The sequence below is a fragment of the Pseudomonas sp. SL4(2022) genome, from assembly GCF_026625725.1.
GTDB lineage: Bacteria > Pseudomonadota > Gammaproteobacteria > Pseudomonadales > Pseudomonadaceae > Aquipseudomonas.
Genome location: NZ_CP113060.1, coordinates 2,939,911 through 2,953,326 on the forward strand (window position 1 = coordinate 2,939,911; position 13,416 = coordinate 2,953,326).

At 57.6% G+C, this 13,416-nt stretch carries 14 protein-coding genes and 3 tRNA genes; 7 read left to right on the forward strand and 10 right to left on the reverse strand.

What is annotated here, in order from left to right:
- Window positions 1-224 precede the first annotated feature (224 nt).
- From OU997_RS13845 to OU997_RS13870, 6 genes are all read left to right on the forward strand, one after another.
- Window positions 225-506 (forward strand): DNA-binding protein, encoded by a 282-nt coding sequence (locus tag OU997_RS13845; RefSeq protein ID WP_324288893.1) that lies wholly within the window; start codon window positions 225-227, stop codon window positions 504-506.
- Complete coding sequence (locus OU997_RS13850; protein WP_267807110.1) at window positions 499-762, forward strand: hypothetical protein; 264 nt, start codon at window positions 499-501, stop codon at window positions 760-762. Before OU997_RS13845 ends, OU997_RS13850 begins: the two co-directional genes overlap by 8 nt.
- The gene (locus OU997_RS13855) at window positions 755-1,144 is read left to right on the forward strand and encodes a hypothetical protein (RefSeq protein ID WP_267807112.1); all 390 of its coding nucleotides are present in this window, start codon (window positions 755-757) and stop codon (window positions 1,142-1,144) included. Before OU997_RS13850 ends, OU997_RS13855 begins: the two co-directional genes overlap by 8 nt.
- Window positions 1,145-1,602: 458 nt before the next feature.
- Window positions 1,603-2,883: a hypothetical protein gene (locus tag OU997_RS13860; protein ID WP_267807114.1), complete on the forward strand. Its 1,281-nt coding sequence runs from the start codon at window positions 1,603-1,605 to the stop codon at window positions 2,881-2,883.
- Window positions 2,880-3,857 (forward strand): tyrosine-type recombinase/integrase, encoded by a 978-nt coding sequence (locus OU997_RS13865; protein WP_267807116.1) that lies wholly within the window; start codon window positions 2,880-2,882, stop codon window positions 3,855-3,857. The genes OU997_RS13860 and OU997_RS13865 overlap by 4 nt, the downstream gene beginning before the upstream one ends.
- A gap of 103 nt (window positions 3,858-3,960) precedes the next feature.
- Window positions 3,961-4,701 (forward strand): hypothetical protein, encoded by a 741-nt coding sequence (locus OU997_RS13870; protein ID WP_267807118.1) that lies wholly within the window; start codon window positions 3,961-3,963, stop codon window positions 4,699-4,701.
- Window positions 4,702-4,814: 113 nt separating this feature from the next.
- On the opposite strand, the gene OU997_RS13875 is transcribed toward OU997_RS13870, so the two are convergent.
- The 10 genes from OU997_RS13875 to OU997_RS13920 form a co-directional block, all read right to left on the reverse strand.
- Window positions 4,815-4,891, reverse strand: a tRNA-Met gene (locus tag OU997_RS13875).
- A 78-nt stretch (window positions 4,892-4,969) separates the two neighbouring features.
- Complete coding sequence (ychF, locus tag OU997_RS13880) at window positions 4,970-6,070, reverse strand: redox-regulated ATPase YchF (RefSeq protein WP_267807119.1); 1,101 nt, start codon at window positions 6,068-6,070, stop codon at window positions 4,970-4,972.
- A gap of 30 nt (window positions 6,071-6,100) precedes the next feature.
- Complete coding sequence (gene pth / locus OU997_RS13885; protein ID WP_267807120.1) at window positions 6,101-6,691, reverse strand: aminoacyl-tRNA hydrolase; 591 nt, start codon at window positions 6,689-6,691, stop codon at window positions 6,101-6,103.
- Window positions 6,692-6,760: 69 nt separating this feature from the next.
- Window positions 6,761-7,366, reverse strand: a complete 606-nt coding sequence (locus OU997_RS13890; protein ID WP_108487074.1) for a 50S ribosomal protein L25/general stress protein Ctc — start codon at window positions 7,364-7,366, stop codon at window positions 6,761-6,763.
- Between the two features lie 114 nt (window positions 7,367-7,480).
- Window positions 7,481-8,422, reverse strand: coding sequence for a ribose-phosphate pyrophosphokinase (locus OU997_RS13895; RefSeq protein ID WP_090251437.1), 942 nt, complete (start codon window positions 8,420-8,422; stop codon window positions 7,481-7,483).
- Window positions 8,423-8,468: 46 nt separating this feature from the next.
- Window positions 8,469-8,543, reverse strand: a tRNA-Gln gene (locus tag OU997_RS13900).
- A gap of 51 nt (window positions 8,544-8,594) precedes the next feature.
- A tRNA-Gln gene (locus OU997_RS13905) sits at window positions 8,595-8,669 on the reverse strand.
- Between the two features lie 42 nt (window positions 8,670-8,711).
- Window positions 8,712-9,587 (reverse strand): 4-(cytidine 5'-diphospho)-2-C-methyl-D-erythritol kinase, encoded by an 876-nt coding sequence (ispE, locus tag OU997_RS13910; protein ID WP_108487075.1) that lies wholly within the window; start codon window positions 9,585-9,587, stop codon window positions 8,712-8,714.
- A complete protein-coding gene (gene lolB, locus OU997_RS13915) occupies window positions 9,584-10,204 on the reverse strand; it encodes a lipoprotein insertase outer membrane protein LolB (protein WP_267807124.1) in 621 nt (206 codons plus the stop codon). Before lolB ends, ispE begins: the two co-directional genes overlap by 4 nt.
- Window positions 10,201-11,931 (reverse strand): tetratricopeptide repeat protein, encoded by a 1,731-nt coding sequence (locus OU997_RS13920; protein ID WP_267807125.1) that lies wholly within the window; start codon window positions 11,929-11,931, stop codon window positions 10,201-10,203. The genes lolB and OU997_RS13920 overlap by 4 nt, the downstream gene beginning before the upstream one ends.
- Window positions 11,932-12,116: 185 nt before the next feature.
- Here OU997_RS13920 and hemA point away from each other — a divergent pair, with 185 nt between their 5' ends.
- The gene (hemA, locus tag OU997_RS13925) at window positions 12,117-13,412 is read left to right on the forward strand and encodes a glutamyl-tRNA reductase (protein ID WP_108487078.1); all 1,296 of its coding nucleotides are present in this window, start codon (window positions 12,117-12,119) and stop codon (window positions 13,410-13,412) included.
- The last annotated feature ends 4 nt before the right edge of the window (window positions 13,413-13,416 follow it).

Genomic DNA, 13,416 nt, shown 5'->3' on the forward strand with positions numbered 1-13,416 from the left:
TTCAAACCAGACGCTAGTCCGACGCTTATCGAAAAGGCTTATAAGGCGGTCTTTTATCATGCCTAAAAATTCTACTCAGTAGATTGTACTCAGTATTAAGTACACAGTATTCTGTCGTCACTAAGTAAATGTTACTTAGTTGTTTGTAGGGGCGATTCTGGGCTTCCGGCTTGCAAGTCCCTTTTAACCACAGTTTATGAGCATTTCAGAGGCAGGGATAGGCAATGACTACACAGCATGTAAACGAACCACCTTTCGATGTGAGCTTTGATCTGGATGGCAAGCGAGTGATCTATCTCGACTGTCGCAACGCCCTCATGTGTAGCAAAGAGGTGTACGCGGCAATGTTGGGTGTCAGCGTCGATACCGTTATTGCCTGGATGCAAAACGGCACTGTTCCCAGCGTAAAGATGGGCCGGCCGCGCGTCGTCAACCTTGCTCAGATTCGTACCGATCTGGCCAAAGGTAAAACCATCTTCTCTCAAGGGGACTACGTCGATGAGTAATCGAAACGACGCGTCGCCATTCAAGGTAGATGGTGATGTTGTGCCGCTGGGTACAGGCATTGGCGATGTGTGCAGCATCGTCACCTTTGCCACGGCCTGCGGCATCCCTGTTGATGACGTGGTTGAGCTGCTTGAGAACGGCACCTTTCCAAGCATCGTCACGGCTGACACTCGTAAGGTCAATGTTGCTCTGCTACGTGCTGACCTTATCGGCGGTAAGGAGAGCTTCAACGAGGGGGATTACAGCCATGATTAGCCAGTGCCCTGAACTCGGCCTCGACAACGCTCTGGCCTACCTGGGCAAAACCGTATTGGTGGAGCTGGTTTGGGGGGATGAACCGGAGTCCTTCTGGCAGTGCATGCACATCGTCGGTGCTGTGCTGCCGATGGAAGGCGTTTACAAAAACGCTTACTTCCTGACCTTCGAAGTTAGCGGCAAAAGCCAGTTTCCTAACGAGGTTTTCCTTTCGGACATCCGCACCATCAGGGCAGTACGGCACCGCGACCGGCATGGTTCCGGCAACGTACTGGACCGTATTGCCCTCCCAAATATGGCTGGGTCAAGGGCCGCGCTCCCGGCTCGTCGGAACAGCTCCACCGTTCCGTCGAACGGAAGCACGGGCGCAGCGCACCCTTGACGCTGCGTGACTATGAGCAGCCTATCAGCGGGAGTATGGGGTAGCTTCTCCGCCCCATGCTCCCGAGCCCTCGGCGGCAAGAGCGGGATGACAAGGGCCGCGCCCTTGGTGTGCTTTGCCTTGTGTCATCAGCGCCGCCCGCACCAAGCCTCTCTGCTCAACCATGAGCATTCCCTCATGCACCGACCACCTCGCGCGCCGGACTTCCGGCCGGCTCTCCTTGCGTTGGTTCTGCTGCTGATCCTGGCGGCGCCCTGGAGTACCCGAGTAGCGACCGTGCCGCCGGCTAATCAAATGAAAAGCATATGGATGGATTTAGAGAGCGGATGCGAGCGCGCTGGCACGGGTGCACGCGAGGCACGAGCGCGCAGGTGCGCCGCGCGCTCGCTGACGTCCCTGTAACACGTCAGATAACTAACTGTTGAAACAGTGGCAACCAGTCAATAAAGGGGTATCGAATGTCAGTTAAAGATCTAATCCGAGTCGATAGACAAACCGGTCTTGAGTCAGACAAAGGTCTGCTCTTTCTCGACATTGGTCAGACGGGTTTCGCTGACCTGTCAGGCGTTCGTCTGCTGCGCTGCGGCGTCGATACCGTGCGCCAGCTTTACCGGGGGATGATCCGCCCGGAAATCATGGCGCTGTTTGAGACTCCGGGCGTCATGGTTGATTTTGCTGGCCAGCGTTGGCATTCGGGCCGGGTAGGGCGTGACTCCGGCTACCAGTACAAGCTGCAGAATGCAGACCTGGGCATCATCCTGTTGGTGAAGAACTTCAACGCCAAGCTGGACTGTATCGGCCCCCATCTGAAAATCGAAGTGTCACCGCACACCATCGATAGCCTGTCGCCCGAGCGCCTGCAGTCCCGGTTAGATTTCTATGCTGCCCAGGTGCTGACCCACTTGGAAATCAACCAGTGTGCCGTCCACCTTGCATTAGACCTGCAGGGCTGGACGCCTCCCGCCGATCTGGTGGCCCGCATGCACTGTAAGGCCCGGACGCACCGTGATATTTCCGGCATCAGTGAAATCAGCTGGGCGACCAAATCCAGCACCTATGGCCGCGGTGAAACCTCGATGTTTGGTTCTGCCGGTGGCGTGCAACTGTGTATCTACAACAAAACCGAGCAGGCCAGGGCCAGCGACAAGCTCGACTACTGGGAAAGCGTTTGGCGTCGTCGTGACAGCTTCGATTCAGCAGACCCGGAGAACTACGACCCCGAACAACCGGTATGGCGTGTAGAGCTGCGTTATCACCACTCCATCATTCAGCAGTTCGCTAGCGGCTCCCTGGATGTGAAAACCGGTGAAATCATCGACACCCGTTCGTTTGCAGCCTTTGCCGGGCATCTGGACGGGCTGTGGCGCTATGGCCTGCGTCAATTCAAGCTGCTTGCGCGCCCTGGTTACTACGCGCCGATCTGGACGCTGATTCGCGATGATGTGCGCGTGGATCTACCGGTTGATTCCCTGCTCGATGACACCGAGTACAAGCGCTACTACAAAACCTCTCGGGGCTTCTCCGGCAAGAACGTGGAACTCTTCCTGGGAAACTTCGTAAGCCTGCTGGCACGGGAGCGAGTGGGCGCTAGAAAAGCATTTCACACGCTCAAGGATTGGGCATGCTGGCCCGTTATTCGCGATCACTATGCCGCTAAGGGCATGGATGAAGACAGGCTGTATAAGCACATCAAGGGCATTCTTGAAGAGCGCCATATCCGGTGGGGTAGGGCCGTATGATCACCAAAGGCGAGAACGGCTGGGATGTCGATTTCTGGCTGGATCGTTCGGCCGGTATCCGTAAGCGCAAGAAGGCATTTCGCACCAAGTCCGAGGCTGAGCGCTGGATGATCGACCTCAAGCGCCAATACTCGTTACGCGGACGTGATCCAGGCGAGCGCTTATCTGATCTGGTTAACGTGTGGCATGAGTTGCACGGCTGCACCCTGAAAGACAAATACCGACTGCCGCGCACCCTGGCTGTGGTTGAGCTGCTGGGTAACCCGATAGCCTCCAGCCTGACTGCCCTGGATTTCAGTCGCTTTCGTATGGAGCGCTTGAAGACCTGCACCGCCTCGACGGTCAACCATGAGCATCGCTACATCAAATCCGTGTTCAATGAGCTAATCCGCCTGGGTGTCTGGAATGAAGCCAACCCCGTAGCCAACCTGCGGCAATTGAAAGTGGATGAGGTAGAGCTGACGTTCTTGAGCCTGGACGATTGCCGTCTCGTCCTCGATGAATGCGCCGCGTCGAACAACAGCCATACGCTGCCTGTCGCCAAGCTGTGCCTTGCGACGGGTGCTCGATGGGATGAAGCCGAAAGCATCACACGGGCGGAAGTTGCAAACGGTCTAGTCAGGTTTGCCAGGACGAAAAACGGCAAGGGTCGATCAGTGCCTATACCGGCTGACCTGCAAGCGCTGATATTGGAGCGGGGTTATCCAGGGGGAGGGCGCTTGTTCAGTTCGTGCCGGTCGGCATTCCGCAAAGCCTATGAGCGAACAGGGCTACACACGCCCGGCCAGCTAACTCACATCCTGCGCCACACCTTCGCCAGCCACTACATGATGCAGGGCGGGAACATCCTGGCGTTACAGAAAATCCTTGGGCATGGCGATATCAAGATGACGATGCGCTATTCGCATCTTGCCCCTGATCACTTCGCCACGGCATTGACCTTCTCGCCGCTGGCTTTGCTTGATAAGGCTTGAATATCTCTTATAGGCTGTCTGTGGGGACAGGTTTTGAGCCAGACCCTAGAGATTCCTTTGGTGTCTCTTGTTCGGTACTAATTGGACAGGATGTAGGAAGCATATGGCAGGGAAAACGTGTTTCGTAGTTATGGCAATCGGTAATCAGACCTTCAATGGCGAGCAAGTCTCTTCTTCTGACCTTAAGGCGAAGTATGACAGTCTGATCAAAGAGGCAATTCTGAAAGCTCGACCCAGGCTGGAGGTGGTACGAGCTGATGAAGTTTCGGTCCCAGGCACAATTACTACCGATATCATCACGCGTCTGATGCACTCGGACTACGTAGTAGCTGACGTCACTTATCCGAACCCTAACGTTTTTTACGAACTTGGCCTACGCCACGCTTGTAAGGTAGGCACCATCATTATCAGGGACAAAGCTGTAGACAGCGTTCCCTTCGACATCGCACACCTCCGGTACATTGAGTACACGAACACGACTCTAGGCTTGAAGGAGCTAGCTACACAGCTCGGCACTTATTTCGATCATTTTGATAAGCAGCCAGAGCGTCCAGATAATCATTTTTTGGAGCTTGCTAAGCTTACTGGGTATGCCTTTCCGGATTATAAAAAGGAAGAAGACGTGCCCCTTGAGATGCAGGCATTTATGGGGCTTTTGGACTCCCCTGAGCTCTTATCTGCTCTTATTCAGCAGGGGCAGGGTGGGCCAGTGGATGAAATGGAGACGATTCGATTGCTTATGTCGAATCCCAAGGTTGCCCAGCCATTTATCCAGGGGATGGTTAAGTCGGGTCAAATTTCCTTTGCTCCGAAAAGTAAAAAACCTTCAGCGCGCAAGAAATAGTCTTTGAGTCTCCCCTGCCTCTTCAGTGAGGCGGGGTGAGTCAATATTGGGACACCTTTGGGACACCCAGAAAACAAAAAAGGGCTTAGCTTTCGCTAAACCCTTGTTTTGTTTGGTGGCTACGCAGGGACTTGAACCCCGGACCCCAGCATTATGAATGCTATGCTCTAACCAACTGAGCTACGTAGCCGATGTGGCGCGCATTATTCGCGTCTTGGGGGTGGGTGTCAACCCTTCTTTTCGAAAATTTCTGCGCGCGATCAAGCGCTTACACGTTAAAACGGAAATGCATGACGTCGCCATCCTTGACGATGTATTCCTTGCCTTCCAGTCGCCATTTACCCGCTTCTTTAGCCCCGGCTTCGCCTTTGTATTGGATGAAGTCGTTGTAGGCGATGACCTCGGCGCGGATAAAGCCTTTTTCGAAGTCGGTGTGGATGACAGCGGCCGCTTGCGGTGCCGTGGCGCCGACTTTGACGGTCCAGGCGCGTACTTCTTTCACGCCTGCAGTAAAGTAGGTTTGCAGGTTAAGCAACTCGTAGCCGGCGCGGATAACGCGATTGAGGCCAGGTTCTTCCAGGCCTAGAGCATCGAGGAACATGTCCTTCTCTTCACCGTCATCGAGTTCGGCGATTTCGGCTTCGATTTTATTACACACGGGCACCACCGGAGCGCCTTCGGCGTCAGCGATGGCTTGCACCACGTCGAGCAGCGGGTTGTTCTCGAAGCCGTCTTCGGCGACGTTGGCGATGTACATCACGGGCTTGCTGGTGAGCAGGTGGAAGCCGCGTACCAGAGCCTTTTCATCATCGCTCAGGGTTTTCATGAGGGTGCGTGCAGGCTTGCCCTCGGTAAAGTGGGGGATGAGCTTTTCCAGCAGGCCTTTCTGGGTGACCGCTTCTTTGTCACCACCCTTGGCGTTGCGAGTGACTTTCTGCAGTTGCTTTTCGCAGCTGTCGAGGTCGGCGAAGATCAGTTCAAGGTCAATGATCTCAATATCGCGCTTGGGGTCGACGCTGTTGGCAACGTGAATCACGTTGTCGTCCTGGAAGCAGCGCACCACATGGGCAATGGCGTCGGTTTCGCGGATGTTGGCGAGGAATTTGTTGCCCAGGCCTTCGCCTTTGGAGGCGCCTTCTACCAGGCCGGCGATGTCGACGAATTCCATGGTGGTGGGAATCACGCGCTCGGGTTTAACGATTTCTGCCAGGGCGTCGAGGCGTGGGTCGGGCATAGGGACGATGCCGCTGTTGGGTTCGATGGTGCAGAACGGAAAGTTCTCGGCCGCGATCCCGGATTTGGTGAGGGCGTTGAACAGGGTGGACTTGCCGACATTGGGCAGGCCGACGATGCCGCAGTTAAATCCCATGATGGTTCCCTCGCGCGCTGGCGATAAAAGTTAGGAGGTGGCTTTCTGGCTGTGCAGTTTACGCATGGCGACGGTCCAGTCGCCGGCGAGTATTTCCGGCATTACATCCAGTGCGAAGCCAATGCTGGTATCCAATAAATCTTGTTCGCTGCGAGGCGCGCGGCCCAAAACGAAACTGGAGACCAGGCTGCTGTGCCCAGGATGGCCAATGCCAAGCCGTAGGCGGTGGAAATTATTTTGATTGCCGAGTTGGGCGATGATGTCGCGCAGCCCGTTATGTCCGCCGTGCCCGCCACCCTGTTTGAGTTTGGCGACGCCTGGCGGCATGTCGAGTTCGTCGTGAGCGACCAGTATGGCGTCTGGCGGGATGCGGAAGAAATTCGCCAATGCGGCAACGGCCTGGCCGCTGCGGTTCATAAAGGTCGTCGGGATCAGCAAGCGAACATCGCGGCCTTGATGGCTGAACTTACCCACCAGGCCAAAATATTTTTTATCAAGGCTCAGGTTGATGCGCTGACTGTCTGCCAGCCGTTCAACGAAAAGGGCCCCTGCATTGTGCCGGGTCTGGTCGTATTCAGGGCCGGGGTTACCCAGGCCAACGATCAGTTGTACGGCAGTCATGTCAGGAGCCCTTATGTGGAAATAGCCTGGCAGAATCGCATGCCAGGCTGGTTTCCGACACTGCGAGGTTTACTCGGCAGCGCCTTCGTCTTTAACAACGCGGGAGGCGTGGATGTTGGCCACTGCCAGGTCGTTGCCATGAGCCAGTGCGACCAACTCAACGCCTTGCGGCAGTTTCAGGTCGGCCAGGTGAACGATCTGACCGACTTCAACGGCAGCCATGTCGACTTCGATGAACTCAGGCAGGTCTTTCGGCAGGCAGGAAACCTCTACTTCTACCAGTACGTGAGACACTTCGCCGCCTTGCTGCTTCACGCCAACCGAGGTTTCCTGGTTGATGAAGTGCAGGGGGACGTGAGCGGTCAGTTTCTGGCCGGCGACAACGCGAACGAAGTCAGCATGCAGTACGTAGCCTTTGGCTGGGTGGCGCTGCAGGGCTTTGATCAGCACGCTTTCGGTGCTACCTGCAACGTTCAGGCTCAGTACGTGGCTGAACGCGGCTTCGTTTTCCAGCAGTTTGGCCAGTTCTTTGGCCAGCAGGCTGATCGATTGTGGGGCTTTTTCGCCGCCGTAGATTACCGCAGGTACCATGGCAACGTTACGACGCAGGCGGCGGCTCGCACCTTTCCCCAGGTCGGAACGCACTTCGGCATTCAGGCTAAATTCAACAGTCATTTCACTTCTCCAAAATAACCAAACCGTCCGTTACGCTTGCGACCAGCGACGGGACGGTTGGTTGAAAGGCCTTGCCATCAGGGCAGGGCGTTTGCGTTCAGGGCGGGGTCCGGGTTAGCGGAACATCGCGCTGATCGATTCTTCATTGCTGATGCGGCGTACCGCTTCAGCGACTACCGGAGCAATATCCAGCTGGCGAATGCGCGAGCAGGATTGAGCGGCAGCGGACAGCGGGATGGTGTTGGTCACCACCAGCTCGTCGAGTACGGATTTTTCAATGTTTTCGATTGCGCGGCCAGACAGTACTGCGTGTGTGGCGTAAGCAAAGACTTTCGAGGCGCCGTGTTCTTTCAGCGCTTTAGCGGCGTGGCACAGGGTGCCTGCGGTATCCACCATGTCGTCGACCAGGATGCAGGTGCGGCCTTCAACATCACCGATGATGTGCATCACTTCGGAGTGGTTGGCTTTCTCGCGGCGCTTATCGATGATCGCCAGGTCAACACCCAAGGATTTGGCCACGGCACGAGCGCGCACCACGCCGCCGATATCCGGGGAGACAATCATCAGGTTTTCAAAGCGCTGGTCTTCGATATCGTCCACCAGTACTGGGGAACCGTAGATGTTATCTACCGGGATATCGAAAAAGCCCTGGATCTGATCCGCGTGCAGGTCGACGGTCAAAACCCGGTCGATGCCTACCACGGTGAGCATGTCAGCCACGACTTTGGCGCTGATGGCCACGCGCGCGGAGCGTGGGCGGCGATCTTGGCGGGCATAGCCAAAATAGGGGATAACAGCAGTAATTCGGGTCGCTGAGGAGCGGCGGAAGGCGTCTGCCATCACCACCAGTTCCATCAGGTTGTCATTGGTTGGCGCACACGTCGGTTGAATCAGGAAGACGTCTTTACCGCGGACGTTTTCGTTGATTTCAATCATGATTTCGCCGTCGGAGAATTTACCGACAGAAGCATCACCGAGGGGAATGTGCAGCTGACGTACGATACGTCGCGCCAGATCGGGGTTAGCGTTCCCCGTAAAGACCATCATCTTGGACACGCGCAGTACCTGCCGGCTGAGGGTATACCTGGATGAGTACAGAAAATGGCAGGGGCGGCTGGATTCGAACCAACGCATGGCAGGATCAAAACCTGCTGCCTTACCGCTTGGCGACGCCCCTGTATCCTGTGTAACCAAATGCTTTGAGTTGAGTATCCGCTCCAGGACGGAATGGCAGGGGCGGCTGGATTCGAACCAACGCATGGCAGGATCAAAACCTGCTGCCTTACCGCTTGGCGACGCCCCTACATGTACAACCCGTTGCTCTATTTAACTGCAGAGCATGCATCTACTTCCTGACCAGTGTTTCCAGCTTGCGGTGCAGCATCGAAATGTTACGACCTTGGGCAATGAAACTTGGCAAAGTGCCTGGAAGTTGGCGGGCGACTTTATCAGCATCGTCCCAGTTTGGGAAGCTCCCAAACACACAAGCTCCAGTGCCGGTTAATCGAGTTGGAACAAATTTGTTCAACAAGATCAAAGCGTTACGAACTTCAGGGTAACGCTTCTGAACCACCGGCTGGCAGTCATTATGACCACCCCCCTCAAGAAGGCTGCGAACTTTAATGGGCGGCGTATCGCGTGTCAACTCAGGGTCGGAGAAAATTTCCGCAGTGCTGACAAGCACTTGCGGAATTGCCACGAGAAACCAGGGTTCGTTCAGCGTTACTGGCTGTAGCTTTTCACCAACGCCTTCGGCAAAGGCGGCGTGGCCACGCACGAATACAGGGACATCTGCCCCCAAGCTGAGTCCTAGCGCTGCCAGTTGGTCTTCGCTGCTGTGCAGTTGCCACAGGTGGTTTAGGCCGAGCAGGGTGGTGGCCGCATCCGAGCTGCCGCCACCAATGCCGCCGCCCATGGGCAGGCGTTTGTCGAGCCAGATGTCGGCGCCCAGTGTGCAGCCAGTTTGCTGCTGCAGCAGTCGGGCAGCACGAACGATCAGGTTGCTGTCATGGGGCACGCCGTCGATAGGGGTGTGCAGGCGGATTTCGCCGTCGTGGCGCAGGGTAAACCCCAGTTCGTCGCCAAACTCGAGAAACTGAAACAGCGTTTGCAGTTCGTGGTAACCATCAGGGCGCCGACCGAGGATATGCAGCATCAGGTTGAGCTTGGCCGGTGCCGGCAGAGTCAATTCGGCAGAGGTGGGTATGGCCAGGTTGCTCATTGACCGAGCTGGCGTGGTTGCCAGTCCTTGATCACCAGGGTGACCTGCAGGTCAACGCCGCTGAGCTTGATGCGTTCCGGCAGCCAAAAGCCATTTTGCTCGGTATAGCTGAGGTATTCGACGTACCAGCCATCCTGGCTCAGTTGTGCCAGGTGGCTCTGCTCGTCGAGGTTCAGGCGGCTTTTACTGTCCGGTGAGGGCAGGCCGCGAATCCACCAGAGCAAATGGGAGACTGGCAGGTTGAGGCCGAGCTGATCTTGCAGCAACTGTTCCGGTGAGGCGGCTTGATAGCGGCCCTGATTTGCCACTTCCAGGATGATTTCGCCTGGTCGGCCGGTGAGGCGAGCGGCGCCGCGACCGAGTGGCCCGGAGAGACGAATGTCGTAGTAATCTTGGCGTTGCAGCCAGAACAGCGTGCCGCTGCCGGAGTCCTTCGGTGCGCGGATGCCGACTTTGCCATTGATTTGCCAGGCATCCAGGCTGCTGATGCGCTGTTTGTGGGCCTGCCAGCTTTGTGCATTGCCCTGGCCTTGCAGCGCTTCTTTCGAGGTCAGGCCGGCGCAGCCTGCAAGTAAAGTGATCAGGCTGAAAACCAGCAGGTGGCGGACAAGCTTCACAGCGTCTCTGCTCCGGTCAGGCGCAGCAGGGTGCTGCGCAGAATGTCACTGTCGGGTTGCTGCCTCAGGGCTTCGCGCCAAAGTTTGCGCGCTTCCTTCTGCTTGCCCTGGGCCCATAGCACTTCGCCCAGGTGGGCGGCGACTTCGTGGTCGGGGAATTCCTGCATGGCCTTGCGCAGCAGGCGTTCGGCTTCATCTAAGTTGCCCAGGCGGTAGTTGACCCAGCCGAGGCTGTCGAGAATGGCTGGGTCGCCGGGGTTGAGCTGATGGGCCTGCTCGATCAGCTGTTTGGCCTCGGCATAGCGTGTGGTGCGGTCGGCCAGGGTGTAGCCCAGGGCGTTGAGGGCCATGGCGTTGTCGGGTTCGCGTTCCAGAATAAAGCGCAGATCCTCCTCCAAAAGGGTTAGGTCGCCGCGTTTTTCCGCCAGCATGGCGCGGGTGTAGAGCAGGTTGAGGTCTTCCGGGAACTGTTCCAGGGCCTGCTCGATGACTTGCCAGGCACGCTCACTGTTGCGTTGCTTGGACCAGGCCTCGGCCTCGATCAGGTGCAGCTGGATGGCGTAGTCGGGCTGGCTTTCGCGGGCGCGGCTAAGGCGTTCAGCGGCTTCGTCGCCACGCTGCTGTTTGAACAACAACTCGCTCTGGCGGGCCTGGGCTGGCAGGTAGTCGTTGCCCGGGCCGACCAGTGCGTACTCGATCAGCGCGCTAGGGATGTCGTCCAGTTCTTCGTAGGCGCGGGCCAGGTTGTAATGCGCGGCATCGCTGTGGCTGCCACGCTCGACGAGTTCTTCCAGGTAGACGATGGCTTCTTCCCAGGATTCGGCCTCCAGGCAGACCAGGGCCAGGGAGAAACGCAGGTCATCATCATTGGGGTATTGCTGCAGCAGTGAGGCGAATTCGCCCTTGGCATCGTTCAAGCGGTCTTGTGCAACCAGCTGGCGTGCATAGGTCAGGCGCAGGCGTTTGTCGTTAGGGTACTGTTCAAGGCCTTTTTCCAGCAGCGGCAGGGCGTCTTCATTGCGATCGAGGCTTTGCAGCAGGCGGGCATGCAGGAGGATTGATGCAATTGGGCGATTCTTGCTGGGTTGCTCTTCGAGCAGCTCCAAGGCTTCCTGTGGGCGGCCATCTTGTTGCAGCAGCAGGGCTTTGCCGAATTGCAGCTGGCTGTTGTCCGGATATTTCGCCTGCAGACGGTTGAAGCTTTGTAGCAGACCAGCGCGCGTATCCGGGTCGGTTTCGGCGGCAGACAGGGCAAGGAAGTCGAAGTGCGTATCGCCCTGACGCTGTAGCACCTGCTCCATGAATGTCATGGATTCGTCGTAACGGCCAGCGCGGGCCAGTTGTACGGCGGCGGCGCGCTGCGCGTCGATATTCTCGGGTGCAGTTTTGGCCCACAGCAGGCTGGTTTCCAGTGCAGGCTGCTCGGCTCCCAGGTACTCGGCAATGCGGAAGCCGCGTTCGGCGACACCGGCATCCTGGGTGGCCTTGGCCTGTTGGAGGTAGTTTTCCAGGGCGATATCAAAACGGTTGCGCTGGCCTGCCAGCTCTGCGGTCAACAGCGCCAGCAGGGCTTCCTGGCTGAATGCGCGATACACCTGCGGCTGCGTAGGCGTGGCAACAGTGGCTGGATCTTCCACGGGTGGCTTGCCATCCGGGGCAGAAGGGGCAAAGGTCTGGCAGCCACTTAAGAAGGCAGCGGCAGTCAGCAAGGCAAAGGATCTATTCATAAGAAGAGTATGTGGCCAACCTGCGGTCTGGGCATCATGACACAAGCGCTGGGGCAAGCCCATGGGCTGCCACGATCCTGGTGAGAGAGACAAAGCTGCCTATAGGGACAATAAGCCGCAGTGGTTGTTCTCGCATTGCCGAAGTAGGACAATTGCCGGCTTCCACTCCCTGTCAGCGATCGTGCATGGCCTTTATTGCCCTCGGTATCAACCACAAGACCGCCTCGGTGGATGTCCGCGAACGCGTGGCTTTCACTCCCGAGCAGTTGGTTGAGGCATTGCAGCAGCTCTGTCAGCGCACCAGCAGCCGTGAAGCGGCGATTCTGTCGACCTGCAATCGCAGCGAGTTGTATCTTGAACAGGATGACCTGGGCGCCGATGAGGTGCTGGCATGGCTGGCCAATTATCATCAGCTGAGCCTCGACGAGTTACGTGCCTGCGCCTATATCCATGCCGATGATCAAGCCGTGCGGCATATGATGCGCGTCGCGTCGGGGCTGGATTCCATGGTGCTGGGTGAGCCGCAGATTCTCGGGCAGATGAAGTCGGCGTTCGCTGTGGCCCGCGAGGCCGGCACCCTCGGCCCGCTGCTCGGGCGCTTGTTCCAGGCCACCTTCAGTACCGCCAAGACCGTGCGTACCGATACCGCGATTGGCGAAAACCCGGTTTCCGTGGCCTTCGCTGCCGTCAGCCTGGCCAAGCAGATCTTCGCCGACCTGCACCGCAGTCAGGCGTTGCTGATCGGCGCCGGCGAGACCATCAGCCTGGTTGCCCGCCATCTGCACGATCAGGGCATCAAGCGCATCGTGGTGGCCAACCGCACCCTGGAGCGCGCCAGCAGCCTGGCCGAACAGTTCGGCGCGCACGCCGTGCTGCTTTCGGAAATCCCCGATGAGTTGGTCAACAGCGATATCGTTATCAGCTCCACCGCCAGCCAGCTGCCAATTCTTGGCAAGGGCGCTGTCGAACGGGCGCTCAAGCAGCGCAAGCACAAGCCAATCTTCATGGTCGATATCGCCGTGCCGCGTGATATCGAGCCGGAAGTTGGTGAACTGGACGACGTCTATCTGTATACCGTCGATGACCTGCATGAGGTCATCGCAGAAAACCTCAAGAGCCGTCAGGGCGCGGCCCAGGCCGCCGAAGAGCTGGTCAGCGTTGGCGCTCAGGACTTTATGCAGCGCCTGCGTGAACTGGCGGCAGTGGATGTGCTCAAGGCCTATCGCCAGCAGGCCGAGCGCTTGCGTGACGAGGAATTGGGCAAGGCGCTGCGCCTGCTGAGCAATGGCAGCTCCGCCGAGGACGTGCTGGCGCAACTGGCCCGTGGTCTGACCAACAAACTGTTGCATGCGCCCAGCGTGCAGCTGAAGAAATTCTCTGCTGACGGCCGCGTCGATGCGCTGGGCGTGGCTCAAGAACTGTTTGCCCTCGACGAGGGCGTGCCGCCTGCCGCTACCCCTAACAGCTCGGCCCATCAATAAAGGT